Annotated in this window: 17 protein-coding genes and 1 riboswitch; of the genes, 10 read left to right on the forward strand and 7 right to left on the reverse strand. The window is 69.6% G+C overall.

Annotated elements, in window-relative coordinates; translation table 11 throughout:
* Window positions 1-26: 26 nt before the first annotated feature.
* Window positions 27-1,403 carry a cysteine desulfurase/sulfurtransferase TusA family protein gene (locus OG331_RS35400; protein WP_406203933.1) on the reverse strand — a complete coding sequence of 459 codons (1,377 nt, stop codon included), beginning with the start codon at window positions 1,401-1,403 and terminating at the stop codon, window positions 27-29.
* 259 nt (window positions 1,404-1,662) lie between these two features.
* On the opposite strand from OG331_RS35400, the gene coxB reads away from it, so the two are divergent.
* From coxB to OG331_RS35420, 4 genes are all read left to right on the forward strand, one after another.
* Window positions 1,663-2,628 carry a cytochrome c oxidase subunit II gene (coxB, locus tag OG331_RS35405; protein WP_406203935.1) on the forward strand — a complete coding sequence of 322 codons (966 nt, stop codon included), beginning with the start codon at window positions 1,663-1,665 and terminating at the stop codon, window positions 2,626-2,628.
* Entirely contained in the window at window positions 2,625-4,361 is a 1,737-nt protein-coding gene (ctaD, locus tag OG331_RS35410; RefSeq protein ID WP_406203938.1) for a cytochrome c oxidase subunit I, read from the forward strand. Before coxB ends, ctaD begins: the two co-directional genes overlap by 4 nt.
* Window positions 4,358-4,756, forward strand: a complete 399-nt coding sequence (locus OG331_RS35415; protein ID WP_406203941.1) for a cytochrome c oxidase subunit 4 — start codon at window positions 4,358-4,360, stop codon at window positions 4,754-4,756. The genes ctaD and OG331_RS35415 overlap by 4 nt, the downstream gene beginning before the upstream one ends.
* Window positions 4,757-4,886: 130 nt before the next feature.
* On the forward strand, window positions 4,887-6,149 hold the full coding sequence (locus OG331_RS35420) for an Ig-like domain-containing protein (protein WP_406203944.1): 1,263 nt from the start codon (window positions 4,887-4,889) through the stop codon (window positions 6,147-6,149).
* Between the two features lie 22 nt (window positions 6,150-6,171).
* Here OG331_RS35420 and OG331_RS35425 read toward each other — a convergent pair whose 3' ends face one another.
* A complete protein-coding gene (locus tag OG331_RS35425) occupies window positions 6,172-6,573 on the reverse strand; it encodes a hypothetical protein (protein WP_406203947.1) in 402 nt (133 codons plus the stop codon).
* Window positions 6,574-6,718: 145 nt separating this feature from the next.
* Between OG331_RS35425 and OG331_RS35430 the strand changes: the two genes are divergently transcribed.
* The 6 genes from OG331_RS35430 to OG331_RS35455 all read left to right on the forward strand — a co-directional run bounded on the left by OG331_RS35430 (window position 6,719) and on the right by OG331_RS35455 (window position 13,829).
* A complete protein-coding gene (locus OG331_RS35430) occupies window positions 6,719-7,339 on the forward strand; it encodes a heme-copper oxidase subunit III (RefSeq protein ID WP_328428293.1) in 621 nt (206 codons plus the stop codon).
* 80 nt (window positions 7,340-7,419) lie between these two features.
* Window positions 7,420-8,232, forward strand: a complete 813-nt coding sequence (locus OG331_RS35435) for a c-type cytochrome (RefSeq protein WP_406203950.1) — start codon at window positions 7,420-7,422, stop codon at window positions 8,230-8,232.
* Window positions 8,229-9,278: a Rieske 2Fe-2S domain-containing protein gene (locus OG331_RS35440; RefSeq protein ID WP_406203953.1), complete on the forward strand. Its 1,050-nt coding sequence runs from the start codon at window positions 8,229-8,231 to the stop codon at window positions 9,276-9,278. Before OG331_RS35435 ends, OG331_RS35440 begins: the two co-directional genes overlap by 4 nt.
* Window positions 9,275-10,912, forward strand: coding sequence for a cytochrome bc complex cytochrome b subunit (locus OG331_RS35445; RefSeq protein WP_406203956.1), 1,638 nt, complete (start codon window positions 9,275-9,277; stop codon window positions 10,910-10,912). Before OG331_RS35440 ends, OG331_RS35445 begins: the two co-directional genes overlap by 4 nt.
* Before the next feature lie 138 nt (window positions 10,913-11,050).
* Window positions 11,051-12,115 (forward strand): anthranilate phosphoribosyltransferase, encoded by a 1,065-nt coding sequence (trpD, locus tag OG331_RS35450; protein WP_406203959.1) that lies wholly within the window; start codon window positions 11,051-11,053, stop codon window positions 12,113-12,115.
* 85 nt (window positions 12,116-12,200) lie between these two features.
* Window positions 12,201-12,317: riboswitch (SAM riboswitch) on the forward strand.
* 144 nt (window positions 12,318-12,461) lie between these two features.
* Window positions 12,462-13,829, forward strand: a complete 1,368-nt coding sequence (locus OG331_RS35455; RefSeq protein WP_406203962.1) for an aminotransferase class V-fold PLP-dependent enzyme — start codon at window positions 12,462-12,464, stop codon at window positions 13,827-13,829.
* On the opposite strand, the gene OG331_RS35460 is transcribed toward OG331_RS35455, so the two are convergent.
* From OG331_RS35460 to OG331_RS35480, 5 genes are all read right to left on the reverse strand, one after another.
* Window positions 13,784-14,977: a glycerate kinase gene (locus tag OG331_RS35460; protein ID WP_406203965.1), complete on the reverse strand. Its 1,194-nt coding sequence runs from the start codon at window positions 14,975-14,977 to the stop codon at window positions 13,784-13,786. The genes OG331_RS35455 and OG331_RS35460 overlap by 46 nt on opposite strands.
* Window positions 14,978-15,112: 135 nt before the next feature.
* Entirely contained in the window at window positions 15,113-16,516 is a 1,404-nt protein-coding gene (locus OG331_RS35465) for an SLC13 family permease (RefSeq protein WP_406210504.1), read from the reverse strand.
* A gap of 84 nt (window positions 16,517-16,600) precedes the next feature.
* Window positions 16,601-17,263, reverse strand: a complete 663-nt coding sequence (locus OG331_RS35470; protein ID WP_406203968.1) for a response regulator transcription factor — start codon at window positions 17,261-17,263, stop codon at window positions 16,601-16,603.
* Window positions 17,260-18,705, reverse strand: a complete 1,446-nt coding sequence (locus tag OG331_RS35475) for an ATP-binding protein (protein WP_406203971.1) — start codon at window positions 18,703-18,705, stop codon at window positions 17,260-17,262. The genes OG331_RS35470 and OG331_RS35475 overlap by 4 nt, the downstream gene beginning before the upstream one ends.
* 199 nt (window positions 18,706-18,904) lie before the next feature.
* Window positions 18,905-19,201, reverse strand: coding sequence for a small secreted hydrophilic protein (locus OG331_RS35480; RefSeq protein ID WP_406203974.1), 297 nt, complete (start codon window positions 19,199-19,201; stop codon window positions 18,905-18,907).
* Between the last annotated feature and the right edge of the window lie 55 nt (window positions 19,202-19,256).

Here is a 19,256-nt window from a genome sequence, read left to right on the forward strand (position 1 = left end):
CCCGCGACGGTTCGCCGACAGGGCGTTCAGGCCACCCGGCGGACGAGGTACGCAGTTCCTCGCTCCGCCGGCTCCTCACCCACGTACTCCTGGCCCCGCATCTCGCACCACGCCGGGATGTCCAGGCGGGCCGCCTCGTCGTCGGCGAGGACGCGGACCGTGCCGCCGACCGGTACCTCGCCGATGACCTTGGCCAGCTCGATGACCGGGAGCGGACAGAGCTTGCCGAGGGCGTCCACGACCAGGACGTCCTCCCGTACGACCGTGCTGGGCGCCGGCGCCCCCAGCTTCTCCCGGACCCCGGCCACCGCCGCCGGCAGCACCTCCAGGAACCGTTCGACGTCCTCCTGTGCCGTCCCGAACGGCAGGGACACCCGCACGTTCCCCTCGCTCAGCACGCCCATCGCCTTCAGCACATGGCTGGGCGTCAGCGTGCTGCTCGTGCAGGACGAACCCGAGGAGACCGAGAACCCGGCGCGGTCCAGCTCGTGCAGCAGGGTCTCCCCGTCCACATAGAGACAGGAGAAGGTGACGATGCCGGGCAGTCGCCGTCCCGGATCACCGACCACCTCCACATCCGGCACCAGCTGCGGCACCCGCGCCCGGAACCGCTCCGTCAGCTCCCGCAGCCGTACCGACTCTTGGGCCGCCTCCGCCTGTACGGCCCGCAGCGAGGCCGCCGCGGCGACGATCGCCGGGATGTTCTCGAACCCGGGGGCCCGCCCCGACTCCCGCTCGTCCGCGGGCCCTTGCGCGGCGAACCGCACGCCCTTGCGCACGACAAGCAGCCCGACCCCCGACGGACCGCCCCACTTGTGGGCACTTCCGGTCAACACCGACCAGGCGCCCTCGACGCGCCCATACCCCAGCGACTGCGCCGCGTCAACCAGCAGCGGCACCCCGGCCTCCTGGCACAGGGCGGCCACCTCGGCCACCGGCTGCTCGGTCCCCACCTCGTGGTTGGCCGACTGCAGACACGCCAGCGCGGTGTCCGGCCGAAGCGCATCCGCGTACGCCTGTACGCCCACGGCCCCCGCACGATCCACCGCCACCTGAGTGACGGTCCCCCCGTCGGCCTCGTGCGCGTCAGCCGCATGGAGCACAGAGGAGTGTTCGACCGCAGACACGATCAGGTGGCGTCCGGCGCGCCGCCGCCCCGCCAACACCCCGGCGACACCCGAGTGGACGGCTTTCGTCCCCGAAGAGGTGAACACCAACTCGTCGGCCCGGCACCCCACAGCCTCGGCAGCCGCCTCCCGAGCGGCGTCCAGCAACATCCGCGCCCGCCGCCCTTCCCTGTAAAGACGGGCAGGATCGGCCCACCCCTCATCAAGGGAGGCCACGAGCGCCTGCCGGGCAACGGGATGGAGAGGAGCACTGGAAGCAGCGTCGAAGTAAGCCACACACCAACGCTAGAACGTCCAGGAGGACAGCGGGCCTCAGGGGCGCCGGGAACTGCGCGATCGGCCACAAACAACCCGCAGCCGCCAAACAAGCGAACCACCCCACCCCATAGGCACCCCTCCCCGCGAACCCCCGGAGGGCGTCGGCTAGGGTTTGGTCCGCATAAACATCCAAACCCCTGCCCGACGCAGGGCGGCGACCGACCAGCGAGAAGGCCGCAGCCGATCCGCGCGGGCGAGACTCTCGGGAAGGCGCTACGTGAGTCCCAACGGCTCCGACCGCTCGCCGCGGCGCCCGATGCGGCGGAAGCTGCTGCAGGCAATGACTGCGGGCCTGGTCCTGGCTACAGCCACCGGTTGCTCGTACAACTGGGAGGACTTCCCCCGTCTTGGTATGCCCACCCCGACCACGGAAGAGGCTCCGCGGATCCTCTCCCTGTGGCAGGGCTCGTGGGCGGCCGCGCTCGCCACAGGCGTGCTGGTCTGGGGCCTGATCCTGTGGAGCACCGTCTTCCACCGGCGCAGCCGCACCAAGGTCGAGGTTCCTCCGCAGACCCGGTACAACATGCCGATCGAGGCGCTGTACACGGTGGTCCCGCTCATCATCGTCTCGGTGCTCTTCTACTTCACGGCGCGCGACGAGACGAAGCTGCTCAGCCTCAAGGACAAGCCCGACCTCACGGTCAACGTCGTGGGCTACCAGTGGAGCTGGGCCTTCAACTACGTCCAGCCCGTCGACGGTTCCACGGGCAACGCGAAGACCGACAAGAACCTGGCGGCCATTCCGGACCGGTTCAAGGAGGACTTCCCGGCGAACGCGGGCGGTGTCTACGACGCCGGTACCCCCGGCAGCCGGAACCCCCAGACGGGCAACCCCGGCCCCACCCTGTGGCTGCCCGAGGGCAAGACGGTCCGCTTCGTCCTCACCTCGCGTGACGTCATCCACTCCTTCTGGGTGGTGCCGTTCCTGATGAAGCAGGACGTCATCCCGGGCCACACCAACGCCTTCGAGGTGACCCCCAACAAGGAGGGCACCTTCCTGGGCAAGTGCGCCGAGCTGTGCGGCGTCGACCACTCCCGGATGCTGTTCAACGTGAAGGTCGTCTCCCCCGAGCGCTACGAGCAGCACCTCAAGGACCTCGCCAAGAAGGGGCAGACCGGTTACGTTCCCGCCGGCATCGCGCAGACGAGCCACGAGAAGAACCGGGAGACGAACAACCTGTGAGCATCCTCAACGAACCCCAGGGTGCCGCGGCAGCTGAGGACTCGTACGAGAACGAGCTGCCGGTCCGGCGCAGGCAACCCGGCAACGTCGTGGTCAAGTGGCTCACCACCACCGACCACAAGACGATCGGAACGCTGTACCTCGTCACGTCGTTCGCGTTCTTCGTGATCGGTGGCGTGATGGCGCTCATCATGCGCGCCGAGCTCGCCCGGCCCGGTCTGCAGATCGTGTCGAACGAGCAGTTCAACCAGGCGTTCACGATGCACGGCACGATCATGCTGCTGATGTTCGCGACGCCGCTGTTCGCCGGCTTCGCGAACTGGATCATGCCGCTGCAGATCGGCGCGCCGGACGTGGCGTTCCCGCGGCTGAACATGTTCGCCTACTGGCTGTACCTGTTCGGCTCGCTCATCGCGGTCGGCGGCTTCCTCACCCCGGACGGCGCCGCCGACTTCGGCTGGTTCGCCTACTCCCCGCTGTCGGACGCGGTCCGCAGCCCGGGTATCGGCGCCGACATGTGGATCATGGGTCTGGCCTTCTCCGGCTTCGGCACCATCCTCGGCTCGGTCAACTTCATCACCACGATCATCTGCATGCGCGCCCCGGGCATGACCATGTTCCGCATGCCGATCTTCGTGTGGAACGTGCTGCTGACGGCCGTCCTGGTCCTGCTCGCCTTCCCCGTCCTCGCAGCGGCGCTGTTCGCGCTGGAGGCGGACCGCAAGTTCGGAGCCCACATCTTCGACGCCGCCAACGGCGGGGCCCTGCTGTGGCAACACCTCTTCTGGTTCTTCGGCCATCCAGAGGTGTACATCATCGCCCTGCCATTCTTCGGAATCATTTCCGAAGTGATCCCGGTCTTCTCCCGTAAGCCGATGTTCGGCTACATGGGTCTGATCGCGGCGACCATCGCGATCGCGGGTCTGTCCGTGACGGTGTGGGCGCACCACATGTACGTCACCGGCGGCGTACTACTGCCGTTCTTCTCCTTCATGACGTTCCTCATCGCCGTACCAACCGGCGTGAAGTTCTTCAACTGGATCGGAACGATGTGGAAGGGATCGTTGTCCTTCGAGACACCGATGCTCTGGGCGGTCGGCTTCCTGATCACCTTCACCTTCGGTGGTCTGACCGGTGTCATCCTGGCCTCGCCGCCGATGGACTTCCACGTGTCCGACTCGTACTTCGTGGTGGCGCACTTCCACTACGTCGTCTTCGGCACCGTCGTCTTCGCGATGTTCTCCGGCTTCCACTTCTGGTGGCCGAAGATGACCGGCAAGATGCTCGACGAGCGCCTCGGCAAGATGACCTTCTGGACGCTGTTCGTCGGCTTCCACGGCACGTTCCTGGTGCAGCACTGGCTCGGTGCCGAGGGCATGCCGCGTCGTTACGCGGACTACCTCGCGGCCGACGGCTTCACCGCCCTGAACACGATCTCGACGATCAGCTCGTTCGTGCTCGGCGCGTCGCTGCTGCCGTTCTTCTACAACGTGTGGAAGACCGCCAAGTACGGCAAGAAGGTCGAGGTCGACGACCCGTGGGGCTACGGCCGCTCGCTGGAGTGGGCGACGTCCTGCCCGCCGCCGCGGCACAACTTCCTCACTCTGCCGCGGATCCGATCCGAATCCCCGGCGTTCGACCTGCATCACCCTGAGATCGCCGCTCTCGACCAGCTCGAGAACGCCCCTCACGGTGAGAAGGCTCTGGCTGGTGGCAAGGAGGCCGGCAAGTGAAGATCCAGGGCAGGATGTTCATGTGGCTGAGCATCTTCGTGCTCGCCATGGCGGTTGTCTATGGCGTCTGGTCGAAGGAGCCGGCCGGTACCACGGCCCTCTTCCTGGCCTTCGGTCTGTGCATCATGATCGGCTTCTACCTGGGCTTCACCGCCCGGCGGGTCGACGCGGGCGCGCAGGACAACAAGGAAGCGGATGTGGCGGACGACGCCGGCGAGGTCGGGTTCTTCAGCCCGCACAGCTGGCAGCCGCTCTCCCTCGCGATCGGAGGCGCCCTCGCCTTCCTGTCGATCGCGATCGGCTGGTGGCTGATGTACTTCTCGGCGCCGCTGATCCTGGTCGGCCTCTGGGGCTGGGTCTTCGAGTACTACCGCGGTGAGAACCGCACCCAGTAACACGAGCTGAGCTCCAAGGAGCCCGGACATTCCGTCAGGAGTGTCCGGGTTCCTTCGTTTGCCGTAGCCACGATCACCCAAACGCCTTATCCGGCGCGCCGCGGCCGACGCTGCTTCCTAGCGTGAGGCCATGAGCAGAAAACCGAGCAAGGGCCCCGTCATAGGTTGCACGCTCCTGCTGATCGCGCTCGGCGCGAGCGCCGCCGGCTGCAGCAGCGACGGCAACCCGCTGTCCGCCGAGCCGTACGACGCGGCGGACCAGATCGCCTTCAACGGCCCCGCGGGCGACGGCAAGAAGGCCGACCCCGACAAGCCTCTGGAAGTCACCGCGGAGGACTCCGACGGCCGTATCACGGACGTCACCGCCAGGGACGCCGCAGGACGCTACGTCGCGGGCGAACTCACCGCCGACGGCACCCGCTGGCACAGCACCTCTCCGCTCGCCGCCAACGCCCGCTACACGGTCCGCGTGAGCACCGAGGACGAGGACGGCGCCCCCGGCCGCAAGGTCCTCACCTTCGACACCAGCAAGCCGACCAGCAAGAAGCACCTGACGGTGACCTTCGGCCCCAAGGCCGGTACCTACGGCGTCGGCCAGCCCGTCACGGCCGAAGTGAGCCAGCCCATCAGGGACCGGAACCAGCGGGCGATAGTCGAGCGGGCCCTCAAGGTCGACTCCGCGCCCGCCGTCGAGGGCAACTGGCACTGGGTGGACGACAAGAAACTCCACTACCGCCCCAAGGAGTTCTGGCCCGCGAACGCCACCATCCAGGCCCGCAGCAACCTGGAGGGCGTCAAGGTCAGCGACCGCCTCTGGGGCGGCAAGGCCAAGCCGCTGCGCATCACCACGGGCGACCAGGTCATAGCCGTCACGGACGCCGCGTCCCACCAGCTGACGCTCTACCGCAACGGTGAGGAGGTCAGGTCCGTACCGGTCACGACCGGCAAGCCCGGCTTCGAGACCCGCAACGGCGTCAAGGTCGTACTGGGCAAGGAGTACTTCGTACGCATGCGCGGCACGAGCATCGGCATAGCCGAAGGCTCCGCGGAGTCCTACGACCTACCGGTCTACTACGCCACCAGGGTGACCTGGAGCGGCGAATACGTCCACGCCGCCCCCTGGTCGGTCGGCTCCCAGGGCTCCGCCAACGTCAGCCACGGCTGCACCGGCATGAGCACCGCCAACGCCGAGTGGTTCTTCGACAACGTCCGCGAGGGCGACATCGTCAAGGTCATCAACTCGTACGGCAACACCATGGAACCGTTCGGCAACGGCTTCGGCGACTGGAACCTGGAGTGGAACAACTGGCGCAACGGCAGCGCGCTGGTGGGCGGCACCCCGGACGGCCCCAGCCCGTCGGAACGGGCAAGGCTGAGGCCGCAGAGCGTCTGAACCGCCGGCCCGGCAGGCTCCCTTACGCGCTCTGAAGCCTCAGCGTGCGCAACAGGGAAGCCAGCGCCCCCGCGAACTCCACCGGCTCCACAGGCAGCGTCACAGCCGCCTCGGCCCGACTCCACGTGGCCAGCCACGCATCCTGCGGGCGCCCGATCAGCAACAGCACCGGCGGGCAGTTGAACACCTCGTCCTTGATCTGCCGGCAGACCCCCATGCCCCCCATGGGCACGGCCTCACCGTCCAGCACGCAGACGTCGATGCCCCCCTTGTCCAGCTCACGCACCACCGCCTCCGGCGTCGCGCACTCCAGGAACTGCACCACCGGCACGTCCGGAGCAGGCCGGCGCCCGGTGGCGAGCCTCACCTGCTCGCGGGTGTTGGAGTCGTCGCTGTAGACCAGCACCGTGGCGGTCGGCTGCATTGTTCCTCCGTGACGTCAGCGTCGTAAGGACAGGCCCGTTGGGCCGGATGCTACTCCCTTGAACACCACGTCAACACCGGTACGAACGGTGAAGACACTCCGAACGGCACCCCCCGGAGTGAGGGCGGGATAAGCGACCGACATAATGTCGGTCGTGGCGACAGCAACGACAGTAGACAAGGGTCACGCGCACCCGTCGGTCAACCGACCGAACCTCACCAGCGTCGGAACCATCATCTGGTTGAGTTCCGAGCTGATGTTCTTCGCGGCCCTCTTCGCGATGTACTTCACCCTGCGATCGGTGACCGGTCCGGACTTCTGGCATGAGAAGGCCGACGCCCTGAACTTCCCGTTCTCGGCGACGAACACCACGATCCTGGTGCTTTCCTCCCTCACCTGCCAGCTCGGCGTCTTCGCCGCCGAGCGCGGTGACGTGAAGAAGCTCCGGGGCTGGTTCATCGTCACCTTCATCATGGGTGCGATCTTCGTCGGCGGTCAGGTGTACGAGTACACCGAGCTGGTCAAGCACGAGGGCCTCTCGCTCTCGTCCGACCCGTACGGCTCGGTCTTCTACCTGACCACCGGCTTCCACGGCCTGCACGTGACGGGCGGTCTGATCGCCTTCCTGCTGGTCCTCGGCCGCACCTACGCGGCCAAGAGGTTCACGCACGAGCAGGCGACCGCCGCGATCGTCGTGTCCTACTACTGGCACTTCGTCGATGTCGTCTGGATCGGCCTTTTCGCCACGATCTACATGATCAAGTAGCCGGGCCCGATCCCGCGCGCGTTCCACGAACGCACCTGACAGAAGCATCGACGCAGAAGATCCTGACACCGGGGTAATCCGTGAAAAAGCTCTCCGCACGACGACGCCATCCGCTGGCGGCGGTCGTCGTCCTACTCCTCGCGCTGGCGTGCACGGGAGGGGTGTACGCCGTGTTCGCGCCCGCGGGCAAGGCACAGGCCGAGGAAACCGCCCAGTCCCTCACCATCGAAGAGGGCAAGAAGCTCTACGCCGTCGGCTGCGCCAGCTGCCACGGAACGGGCGGTCAGGGCACCTCCGACGGTCCGAGCCTGGTGGGTGTCGGCGCCGCCTCCGTCGATTTCCAGGTTTCGACGGGCCGTATGCCGGCCGCCACCTCGCAGGGCGCCCAGGTCCCGGCGAAGAAGAACATCTACTCGCAGGCCGAGATCGACCAGCTCGCGGCGTACATCGCCTCGCTGGGCGCCGGTCCGACCGTCCCGACCGAGGAGCAGTACAGCTCCGAGGGCGCGGACATCGGCAAGGGCGGCGAGCTCTTCCGCAACAACTGCGCCCAGTGCCACAATTTCACCGGCAAGGGCGGCGCGCTGACGAAGGGCAAGTACGCACCCAGCCTCGAGGGTGTCGACCCGAAGCACATCTACGAGGCCATGCTGACCGGCCCGCAGAACATGCCGTCGTTCCCCGACACCACGCTGTCGGAGCAGAACAAGAAGGACATCATCGCGTACCTGCACGCGGTCAACAGCGACGAGACGGTCAACCCGGGTGGTCTGGAGCTGGGCGGCCTCGGGCCGGTCAGTGAGGGCCTCTTCGCCTGGATCTTCGGGCTCGGTGCACTGATCGCGGTCGCCGTCTGGGTCGCCGCTCGGACCGCAAAGGCCAAGAAGTCATGAGTAGCCAAGACATTCCAGAAGAGAACCTGCCCGCTGAGCAGGACGCCCACGTCGCGGTGGCGGACGAGAAGAACCCCTTCGCCGACCCCGGCCTGCCGCCCCACGAGCACCGGATCCAGGACGTCGACGAGCGGGCCGCCCGGCGGTCCGAGCGCGCGGTGGCCCTGCTGTTCACGGTGTCGATGCTCGCCACCGTCGGCTTCATCGCCTCGTACGTCGCGATCCCGCACGACAAGTCGATCTTCGTCTTCCCGATCGGTCACCTCAACGCGCTGAACTTCGCGCTGGGTCTGACCCTCGGTGCGGCGCTGTTCTGCATCGGCGCGGGCGCGGTCCACTGGGCCCGCACCCTGATGTCCGACGTGGAGGTCGCCGACGAGCGCCACCCGATCGCCGCGGAGCCCGAGGTCAAGGCCAAGGTCATGGCCGACTTCAAGCAGGGCGCCAAGGAGTCCGCGCTGGGTCGCCGCAAGCTGATCCGCAACACGATGTTCGGAGCGCTGGCCCTGTTCCCGCTCTCCGGCGTCGTGCTGCTGCGCGACCTCGGCCCGCTGCCCGGGACCAAGCTGCGCCACACGCTGTGGTCCAAGGGGAAGCTGCTCGTCAACATGAACACCGACGAGCCGCTGCGTCCCTCGGACGTCGCGGTCGGCTCCCTCACCTTCGCCAAGCCGGAGGGCCTGGAGGAGCACGACCACGACTTCCAGAACGAGATCGCCAAGGCCGCCCTGATGATCGTCCGGATCCAGCCGGCCGACATCAAGGACAAGCGCGAGCTCGAGTGGTCGCACGAGGGCATCGTCGCGTACTCGAAGATCTGCACCCACGTCGGTTGCCCGATCTCCCTGTACGAGCAGCAGACACACCACGTGCTCTGCCCCTGCCACCAGTCCACCTTCGACCTCTCCGACGGTGCCCGGGTGATCTTCGGCCCCGCCGGTCACGCCCTGCCGCAGCTGCGCATCGGCGTGAACGACGAGGGCTACCTCGAGGCGCTCGGCGACTTCGAAGAGCCCGTCGGTCCTGCATTCTGGGAGCGCGGATGAGCACGACAGAGACCACCGAGTCCCGCTCGCGCGGGAAGGCACCGGCCGGCGAGCGCGTCGCCGACTGGGCCGACGGCCGGCTGGGGATCTACTCCCTCGCCAAGGCCAACATGCGCAAGATCTTCCCCGACCACTGGTCGTTCATGTTGGGTGAGGTCTGCCTCTACAGCTTCATCATCATCATCCTCACGGGTGTGTATCTGACGCTGTTCTTCCAGCCCTCGATGGCTGAGGTGGAGTACCACGGCAGCTACGTCCCGCTCCAGGGACAGCTGATGAGCCAGGCGTTCAGCTCCACGCTGGAGATCTCCTTCGACGTGCGCGGTGGTCTGCTCATCCGGCAGATCCACCACTGGGCCGCGCTGATCTTCCTCGCCGGCATGTTCGTGCACATGATGCGCGTGTTCTTCACGGGCGCGTACCGCAAGCCGCGTGAGATCAACTGGCTGTTCGGCTTCCTGCTGTTCGTCCTGGGCATGTTCACCGGTTTCACCGGCTACTCGCTCCCCGACGACCTGCTCTCCGGCACCGGTGTCCGTTTCACCGAGGGCGCGATCCTGTCCATGCCGATCGTCGGCACGTACATCTCGTTCTTCCTCTTCGGCGGCGAGTTCCCGGGCACCGACTTCGTGGCCCGCTTCTACTCGATCCACATCCTGCTGCTGCCGGGCATCATGCTCGGTCTGGTGGTCGGCCACCTGATCCTGGTCTTCTACCACAAGCACACGCAGTTCGCGGGCCCCGGAAAGAGCAACAAGAACGTCGTCGGCATGCCGCTGCTGCCGGTCTACATGGCCAAGGCCGGAGGCTTCTTCTTCCTGGTCTTCGGTGTCATCGCGGTCATCGCGGCGGTCGCGCAGATCAACCCGATCTGGGCCATCGGTCCGTACCGTCCGGACATGGTGTCCACCGGCGCCCAGCCCGACTGGTACATGGGCTTCGCCGAGGGGCTGGTCCGGTACATGCCGGGCTGGGAGGTCAACTTCTGGGGTCACACGCTCGTGCTGGGTGTGTTCATCCCGCTGGTGCTCTTCGGCCTGGTGCTGATGGCGATCGCGCTCTACCCGTTCATCGAGTCCTGGGTCACCGGCGACAAGCGCGAGCACCACATCCTGGACCGTCCGCGCAACGCCCCGACGCGTACCGCGTTCGGCGTCGCCTGGGTCACGGTGTACATGATCGGCCTGGTCGGCGGTGGCAACGACCTGTGGGCCACCCACTTCCACCTGTCGATCAACGCGGTCACCTGGTTCGTCCGGATCGGCTTCTTCGTCGGACCGGTCCTCGCGTTCATCGTCACCAAGCGGATCTGCCTCGGCCTGCAGCGCCGGGACAAGGACAAGGTGCTGCACGGCCGCGAGTCGGGCATCATCAAGCGCCTGCCGCACGGTGAGTTCATCGAGGTGCACGAGCCGCTCAGCCAGGACGCGCTGCACACCCTCACCGCGCACGAGCAGTACCAGCCGCTCGAGATCGGCCCGACGGTCGACGAGAACGGCGTCGAGCGCAAGGTGAAGGGCTCCGAGAAGCTGCGCGCCAAGCTCAGCAAGTCGTACTTCGGCGAGGACGGCCAGATCCCCAAGCCGACCGTCGACGAGTACAAGGAGATCACGAGCGGCCACGGCCACCACTGACGCTGCGACCGCCACGCCACGGTTGAGGGCCCCGTCCGTTGTACGGACGGGGCCCTTCGCCGTGCCCCGGGCTGGATAGGGTGGACCTCGTTGAGACTCATGTCCCGCAGTGCGGGACACCTGACCCTGGAGCGGCTTATGAGCGCTGTGACCCCCGCCGGAGGCGACACCGCGGCGGCCCGCTCCTGGCCCCTGCTGCTGAACGGCCTGCTGAACGGTCAGGACCTGGCTGCCGACGACACCGCGTGGGCGATGGACCTGATCATGCGCGGCGAGGCGACGGACGCGCAGATCGCCGGGTTCGTCGTGGCACTGCGCGCCAAGGGCGAGACGGTGGAGGAGATCACCGGGCTCGTGCGGACGATGTACGCGCACGCGAACGTGATCGAGGTGCCGGGGCAGACCGTCGACATCGTCGGCACGGGCGGCGACGGCGCGAAAACCGTCAACATCTCCACGATGTCGGCGATCGTCATCGCCGGTACGGGCGCGAAGGTCGTCAAGCACGGCAACCGGGCGGCGTCGTCGGCGTCGGGTGCCTCGGACGTGCTGGAGAAGCTCGGCGTCAATCTGGAACTGCCGGTCGGGCGGGTGGCCGCGGTCGCCGAGGAGGCCGGGATCACCTTCTGCTTCGCGGTGAAGTTCCATCCCGCGCTGCGGCATGTGGCGGCGGCCCGTGGCCAGTTGGGCATCCGGACGACCTTCAACGTGCTCGGTCCGCTGACGAACCCGGCGAAGGTGAAGGCCCAGGCGGTCGGCGTGGCGGACCCGCGCATGGCACCGATCGTCGCGGGCGTCTTCGCCGAGCGCGGCAACTCCTCGCTGGTGTTCCGCGGCGACGACGGCCTCGACGAGCTCACCACCACGGCCACCTCCCGGGTCTGGGTCGTGCGCGACGGCAAGGTGACCGAGGAGGCCTTCGACCCGCGTGACGTCGGCATCGAGCTGGTTCCGGTGGAGGCGCTGCGGGGCGCGGACGCCTCGTACAACGCCGATGTGGCGCTGCGCATGCTGAACGGGGAGACGGGTCCCGTACGGGACGCCGTACTGCTCAACGCGGCCGCCGCCCTGGTGGCGCTGAACCCGACCGACGCCCCGCTCACCGAGCAGATCCGCGCCGGGATGGCGAAGGCGGCGGAGTCGATCGACTCGGGCGCGGCGAAGCGGACGCTGGACCGGTGGGTGGCGGCCAGCAACGCCTGAGTACCACGCGATGTGACGCAAGGCGCAGTCCAGGATCCGGACTGCGCCTTGCGGGCTGAAGATCGTGTGGCAGGATATTGGACCAGGTCATGAGTGACAGTCATGAGGCCCCGGCCGACTGTCCGGCAACCCTCCGTCCGTGGCGGGGTGCCCCGGGTGAAGACCAGGCCGTAGGCAGCGAGGTCTGCGGCAAGCGCGGGCCCCTCTCGAAACCAGGGGTCCTGGTCGTTCGAGGGAGCCTTCCGTGAGCAAGCGAATGCGATAGGGCCGCAGAGCCCCGCCTCCGCAGACCCTTTTCTCTTTCTCGCATGCCCCTCAGCCGGCATGCCCCTCACGGGAGTTCGCCATGTCTGTCTCCACCGCTGCCGCCGACCAGTCCGTTTGTGCCTCTCTGCCCGTTCTGGGCCGTGATGTCACCGTTCCGCTCGTCACCGGTGGCGAGGTCACCTACGCCGCGCTCGACTACGCCGCCAGCGCCCCCGCCCTCCAGCGCGTCTGGGACGACGTCGCCGCCTACGCGCCGTACTACGGCAGCGTCCACCGCGGGGCCGGCTACCTCTCCCAGCTCTCCACCGACCTGTTCGAGAACGCCCGCAGGACCGTCACCGAGTTCCTCGACTGCCGCCCCGACGACCAGCTGATCTTCACCCGGTCCACCACCGACTCGCTGAACCTCCTCGCCGCCGCCCTGCCGGCCGACTGCCAGGTCTTCGTCTTCGAGACCGAGCACCACGCCTCCCTGCTGCCCTGGCGCGACGCCCGCGTCACCTACCTCAACGCGCCCCGCACCCCCCGCCAGGCCGTCGAGACCCTGGAACGCGCCCTCGCCGACCGCGACCCTTACGGCCCGGCCCTGGTCTGCGTCACCGGAGCCTCGAACGTCACGGGTGAGCTGTGGCCCGTAAGGGAGCTCGCGGCCGCCGCCCACGCGCACGGCGCCCGCATCGTGCTCGACGCCGCCCAGCTGGCCCCGCACCACCCGGTGAGCGTGCGGGACCTGGACGTCGACTGGGTCGCCTTCTCCGGCCACAAGCTGTACGCCCCGTTCGGCTCCGGTGTCCTGGCCGGCCGCTCCGACTGGCTGCGCGCGGCGGAGCCGTACCTCGCGGGCGGCGGTGCCTCGCGGAAGGTGTCGCAGCGTGGGGACGGGGGCGTCGACGTGGAGTGGCACGAGAGCGCCGCCCGCCACGAGGCCGGCTCCCCGAACGTCATCGGGGCCTACTCCATCGCCTCCGCCTGCAAGGCTCTGACGGAGGCGGGCTTCGACTCGCTCGTCGCCCGTGAGCAGTATCTGATCGAGAAGGTCCGCGCGGGCCTCGCCGAGGTCCCCGAGGTCCGGATCCTCTCCCTCTTCGGTGACGACGCCCCGCGCGTCGGCGTCATCTCCTTCGTCGTCGAGGGCTGGAACAGCTCCCACTTCGCCGCCGCCCTCTCCGCCGAGTACGGCATCGGGGTGCGCGACGGGCTGTTCTGCGCCCACCCCCTGGTGCGCACCCTGCTGGGCAGCGACCCGCAGACGCAGGGCGAGTGCGGGGCCCCGGACGCGGCGCCCGGCGAGAAGTCCCTGAACGCGATCCGGGTGAGCTTCGGGGCCGGAACGCCGGACGAGCACGTCGAGCGGTTCGTGAACGCCGTGCGGGAGCTCGTGACGGACGGCGCCCGGTGGAACTACCGCACGGAGGACGGCCGTTGCGTCCCGGACACCTCCGCGTGAGCCGGTAGCCGGGCGCCGAGCAGGATCATCCGCAGGGCGCGCTCGGTGGCGTCCGTGAGGAGTTCCGAGGCCCGCACCAGGGCCTCCGCCAGGGCCATCGGGGCCGGCAGGATGCCGCTGAACGCGTCCACGCCCGGCACGTCGTGCGCACCCTCGCCGAGCGTGCCCGCCAGCGCCAGCACCGGGCGGCCGTACAGCTTGGCCCGGCGGGCCACCTCGGCCGGGACCTTGCCACGAGGGGTCTGGTGGTCCAGGGCGCCCTCCGCGGTCACGACCAGGTCGGCGCGGGCGAGGCGGGCGTCGAGGTCGAGGTGGTCGAGGAGCACGTCGAAGCGGGGGAGCAGCCGGGCGCCGAGGGCTGCGAGGCCCGCGCCCAGACCGCCGGACGCTCCGGTGCCGAGGCCGTGGTGCAGGTCGGTGCCCACGGCCCCCAGGTCGCGGGTGAGGACGTCCGCCCAGTTCTCCAGGCCGGCCGACAGATGCTCGACCTGCGCGGGCGTCGCCCCCTTCTGCGGGCCGAAGACGCGGGCCACGCCGCGCTCGCCGCACAGCACGTTGTACGGGTTGCAGGCGACCAGCAGCTCGACGTCCCGCAGGCGCGGGTCCAGGCCGGACGGGTCGATCCGGGCCAGCCGCGTCAACTCACGGCCACCACGCGGGAGTTCGAAGCCGTCGACGTCCAGCAGTCGGGCGCCGAGGGCCTGGAGCGCGCCGGCGCCCCCGTCGGACGTACCCGAGTCGCCGCAGCCGACCAGGATGCGCCGTACGCCGGTGTCGAGCGCGGCGCGGACCAGCTCGCCGACGCCGTAGGTCGTCGTGGCGCCCGGGTCGCGCAGGGCGCGCGGGACGAGGGACAGCCCGGCCACCGCGGCCATCTCGACGAGCGCCGTGTCCCGCGAGCCGAGCAGGGCGAAGTGCGTGCCGAGCGGTTCGCCCACCGGGCCCGTGGCCGGCAGGGCGACGAGCCGTCCGCCGGTCGCGGCGGCCAGCGCGGTGGCGGTGCCCTCGCCGCCGTCCACCAGCGGGATCAGGTCGATCACGACATCCGGCAGGACCCGTCGGACACCGTCCGCGATGGCATCGGCGGCGGCCTGGGCGGACAGGGACTCCTTGAAGCCACTGGGGGCTACGACTACTCGGGTCAGCATCAGAGGTCTCCTAAGCAGGTCGGATGAGGCCGCTGCACTGCGGCAACGCCCCGAGGGCAACGCCCTTAGGGGCGCGGGGAACTGCGTGACCAGCCACGACGTCGCCGCAGACAACCGACGGCATGACGCGGCGACTCACAGTGGAACGCCCAGCAGCGGCCACACCGCCACGGCGAACAGCAGGACGAGCGCGGCCGTCAGCGGCGCCAGGACGGCGGACAGACGCAACAGGTCGCGCGGCGTGTAGGTAGGGGTCCCGGGAAGGTCGGAGAAGAGCGTGACCGGCTTGGCAGAAGCCGGGAGCGTGTGGCAGTAGCCCGCCGCGGCGGTGGACGCGAGCGCGGCGGCGACCGGATTCACCCCAGCCCCCACCGCCGCCGCGACCACCAGCGGCACCAGCACCGACGAACGGGCCGAGCGGGACTGAAGAACCAGGTGGGCCGCCGTGCTGATCGCGATCACCACGGCCAGGAACAGCAGCGGGCTGACTCCCGTGGGCAGCTCGGCCACCAGCCACTCCGCCGCCCCGGAATCGGCCAGCGCGACGCCCATCGCCATCGTCGCCGCCATGAACAACAGCAGTGACCAGGGGACCGTCTTCAGCGCGTCCTTCAGGTGCACCGTGCCGAGGGCCGGCGAGGCCGCCACCACCGCGCCGATCAGCGCGACGACCGCAGGCGGCACCCGGTGCAGCGGCTCGCTGCACCACAGCACCACGACCGTGCCGAGCAGCAGCGCGCACCGCTTCTCGGCCTGCGACCAGGGGCCGGTGACCGGCTCGTCGCTGTGCTCCTGGATCTGCTCGGGAGTGATGCGCACGGGGCCCTTGCGGTCCGCGCGCCGAGTCGTCGTCAGGAGTACGGCTTCGGCGGCCAGGTGGGACGACGCCACGGCCAGCGGCAGGCCGAGCAGCAGCCACTCGGTGAAGCCGATCCGGTCGCCGGTGGCCTGCCACAGCACCGAGACGGTGATCAGGTGCGCGCCCGCGCCGATCAGGGTCGCCACCGCCGACAGCAGGATCACGGTCGGAAACAGCAGCGCCAGCATCACGACCAGCCGGCGCCGGTCGGCCAGAGCTTTGGCGAGCGCGAGGAACACCGGCAGTGCGAGGGCGGCCCGGCCGGACGTGGCCGGTACCGCGAACGCCGTGACGACCAGGGCGGCCGTGGTCAGGTGCACGAGCTGCCGCACGGTCCGCGCCCCGCCGACCAGGAACGCCGCCGCCCGTCCCGCGAGCCCCGTCCGGGTCACCGCGGCCGCCAGCACGAAGGCGCAGATCAGCAGCCACACCGTCGAGTCGCCGAGGGTGCCGAAGAGCGTGTCGCTGCTGATCACCCCGGTCACCGTGAGCGCTAGTCCGGCGCCCAGCGCGATGTACGTGTCGTCGACCGGGGTGGCGATCCAGGCGCAGGTCGCCAGGGCGAACACGGCGAGGGTGAGCCGGGCGTCGGCGCCGAGTCCGGCGAAGTTGCCGGGCACGGCGAGCAGCGCGCACAGGGAGAACGCGACGCAGAGGCCGACGCCCAGTCGGAGGTTCAGGGTCACGTCATCCAGGGTTCACCTGGGCCGTGAGCCGTCGATGAGCCGTACATGAAGGAGACTTCACGCGGGCCGAAGGGGACTTCAGGTGGACAGGCGATACCCCACGCCGCGCACCGTCTCGAACCGTTCGGCCCCGAGCTTCTTGCGCAGTGCCCGCACGTACACATCCACGATGTTCGACCCGGGGTCGAAGTCGTAGCCCCACACGTGCGACAGGATCTGCTCGCGGGACAGTACCTGGCCGGGATGCCTCAGGAACAGCTCCAGGAGCACGAACTCACGGGCCGTCAGGTCGACGGTCCGCTCGTCGGCCCGCGCCCGACGGGTGCGCAGGTCGAGGGTCAGCGAACCCGACCGCAGCACCGTCACCTCGGGCGCCCGTGCCGCCGTACGCAGCCGCAGCCGCACCCGCGCGAGCAGTTCCTCGAAGCGGAACGGCTTCGTCATCCAGTCGTCGGCGCCGCCCTCCAGGCCCGCCACCGTGTCCCGTACGGAGTCCCGCGCGGTCAGCACGATCACCGGGACCGTCACCCGGGCCTCGCGCAGCTCGCGCAGCACCGTGAAGCCGTCCCGGCCGGGCAGGCCGATGTCCAGGACCACCAGATCGAAACTGCCGGTCAGCGCGTACTCGTGGGCGGCGTCGCCGTCGCCGACGACGGTCGTGGTGAAGCCGTTGGAGCGCAGCCCCTTCTGCACGAAGGAGGCGATCCTTTCCTCGTCCTCGACGATGAGAATGCGGTTCACGTGTGTGCCTCTCCCAGTGCCAGTACGAAGGTGGCGCCGCCGCCGTCGGTGTCGCGCAGCCGGACCCGGCCGCCGTGTGCCTCGGCGATCGCCCGGACGATCGACAGGCCGAGCCCGGCTCCGGAGCCGCGGGCGCCGCGGCGGGACGTGCCGCGCCGGAACCGTTCGAAGATCACCTCGCCGTCCTGCGGCTGGACACCGCAGCCGGAGTCGGCGACGTACAGCTCGACGCCCGGCCCGTCCGCGCGCGAGCCGATCCGGACGGTCTGCCCGGGCGCGGTGTGCTGCACGGCGTTCTGGGCGAGCTGGACCATCGCCTGGGTGATCCGCTGCGCGTCCAGCTCGGCCTCGACGTCGGCCACCTCGGCGAGCTGCCAGTCCCGTTCGCCGAGGGTGCGGGCCTTGACGTAGACGTCGGCGGTGAGCTCGGCGAGCTGGACCGGCTCGGCGGTGACGAAGTCGGGGCGCTCGGCCTTGGCGAGCAGCAGCAGGTCCTCCACGATGCGGCTCATCCGGTCCAGCTCGTCGGTGACCAGGCGTATCGTCTCCTCGCGCTCGGCCGGGTCGTCGCCCATCAGCTCCAGATGGCCGCGCACGATGGTGATCGGCGTGCGCAGCTCGTGGCCCGCGTCGTCGACGAACTCGCGCTGGGCGGCGAAGGCGCGCTCCAGCCGGTCGAGCATCGCGTTGAAGGTCTCCGCGAGCGCGGCGATGTCGTCGCGCCCGTGCACCGGGATACGGCGGGTGAGGTCCTGCTCGGTGAGCTGCGCCGCCGCGGTGCGCACCAGCCGCACCGGCTTGAGGATCCGCCCGGAGACCGCCCAGCCGATGCCGGTCATCATGAGCAGGGCGACCCCGGAGATGGCGAGCAGGATACGGAACTCCGCGTTCACGGCGGCCTGTTCGCGCCCCGGGTGGAAGGCGACGACGAAGGCCGCCTCCGCCTCGCCGCCGGCGCGGGCGATCGTGACCTTGGCCCAGCGGATCTCGCCGGACGCCCGGTGCACGGTGCCGGTGGCGTCGGGCGAGTCGAGGATACGGCGGCGGGCGTCGGCGTCCTCGTGCAGGGGAACGGCGGCGGGGATGTCGCGCGGCTGGATGAACTGTGCCGGGGTCCGGCCCGCCCGGACCACCAGGCCGATCAGCTCCTCGTCCGGATCGGCGTACTGGCGTACCAGAAACTCGCGCAGCAGCCGGGACGGGTCGGTGAACGGGCGCCCTGTCTCGGGGTCGACGCCCCGCTCCTGGAAGTTCGCGAACTCGCCCGCCTCCTGTGCGAGCAGCCCGTTCACCCGGTGATCGACGTCCCGCAACAGGATCGACCGCGTGGTCGTCGCGACGGACACCAGCCCGACGGCCATGACGAGCAGCAGCCAGAGCAGGATGCGGACCCGCGCGGAGATCCGGCGGCGCACGGGGTCGGGGGGTGTCGTCCGGGTCATGGCGACGGCGTGGGGCCGGGCGGTGAGCAGGCGGCACGCCGACCCGGACGGGACCGCGCACGCCCCGTCCGGGCACCGGACGCCGTGTGCCCGCTCACCGGCACACACGCGCCCGCGGGGGAGAACCTCAGCCGCAGTGCCGTCACCCGCCGACTCCCCTGAACTCGCCGACTCCCTGAACGTTCCCGACGGGACACCTCTAGCCGTCGTCCCCGGGCTCGCCCCGGTCGTCGTCCCCGGTCTCCCGGTCGGGGCCGTCGTCGGCATCGTCGTCGCTCGTGGGGCCGTCTGTCACCGGGGGCCGCGAGACGACCTCGTCACTCGGGGGCGGTGAGGGCCGGGACGGGGTCGGGGTGGGGGAGCCGCTGTCCAGCTCCACCTTGGCCGGGACCTTGGGGGACTCCGGGTTGTCGGTGAGGGCGAAGCTGGTCGCGGCGATGCCGAGGGGGATCGCCACGACGGCGGCCAGCGCCGCGATCCGGTGCGAGAAGACCATGCGGCCGATCCTGCGGCCTAGGCCCCGCCACGAGGATGAGCCCAGGATGAAGAAC

The organism is Streptomyces sp. NBC_01017, assembly GCF_045162795.1.
Taxonomy (GTDB): Bacteria; Actinomycetota; Actinomycetes; order Streptomycetales; family Streptomycetaceae; genus Streptomyces; species Streptomyces machairae.

Coding starts and splice junctions, on each gene's coding strand:
- OG331_RS35425 (WP_406203947.1), bottom strand. CDS start 6,573: ATGCAGCCGACCGCCACGGTGCTGGTCTACAGCGACGACTCCAACACC.
- OG331_RS35430 (WP_328428293.1), top strand. CDS start 6,719: ATGTCGGTCGTGGCGACAGCAACGACAGTAGACAAGGGTCACGCGCAC.
- OG331_RS35455 (WP_406203962.1), top strand. CDS start 12,462: ATGTCTGTCTCCACCGCTGCCGCCGACCAGTCCGTTTGTGCCTCTCTG.
- OG331_RS35480 (WP_406203974.1), bottom strand. CDS start 19,201: ATGGTCTTCTCGCACCGGATCGCGGCGCTGGCCGCCGTCGTGGCGATC.
- OG331_RS35440 (WP_406203953.1), top strand. CDS start 8,229: ATGAGTAGCCAAGACATTCCAGAAGAGAACCTGCCCGCTGAGCAGGAC.
- OG331_RS35460 (WP_406203965.1), bottom strand. CDS start 14,977: ATGCTGACCCGAGTAGTCGTAGCCCCCAGTGGCTTCAAGGAGTCCCTG.
- trpD (WP_406203959.1), top strand. CDS start 11,051: ATGAGCGCTGTGACCCCCGCCGGAGGCGACACCGCGGCGGCCCGCTCC.
- OG331_RS35445 (WP_406203956.1), top strand. CDS start 9,275: ATGAGCACGACAGAGACCACCGAGTCCCGCTCGCGCGGGAAGGCACCG.
- OG331_RS35420 (WP_406203944.1), top strand. CDS start 4,887: ATGAGCAGAAAACCGAGCAAGGGCCCCGTCATAGGTTGCACGCTCCTG.
- OG331_RS35475 (WP_406203971.1), bottom strand. CDS start 18,705: ATGACCCGGACGACACCCCCCGACCCCGTGCGCCGCCGGATCTCCGCG.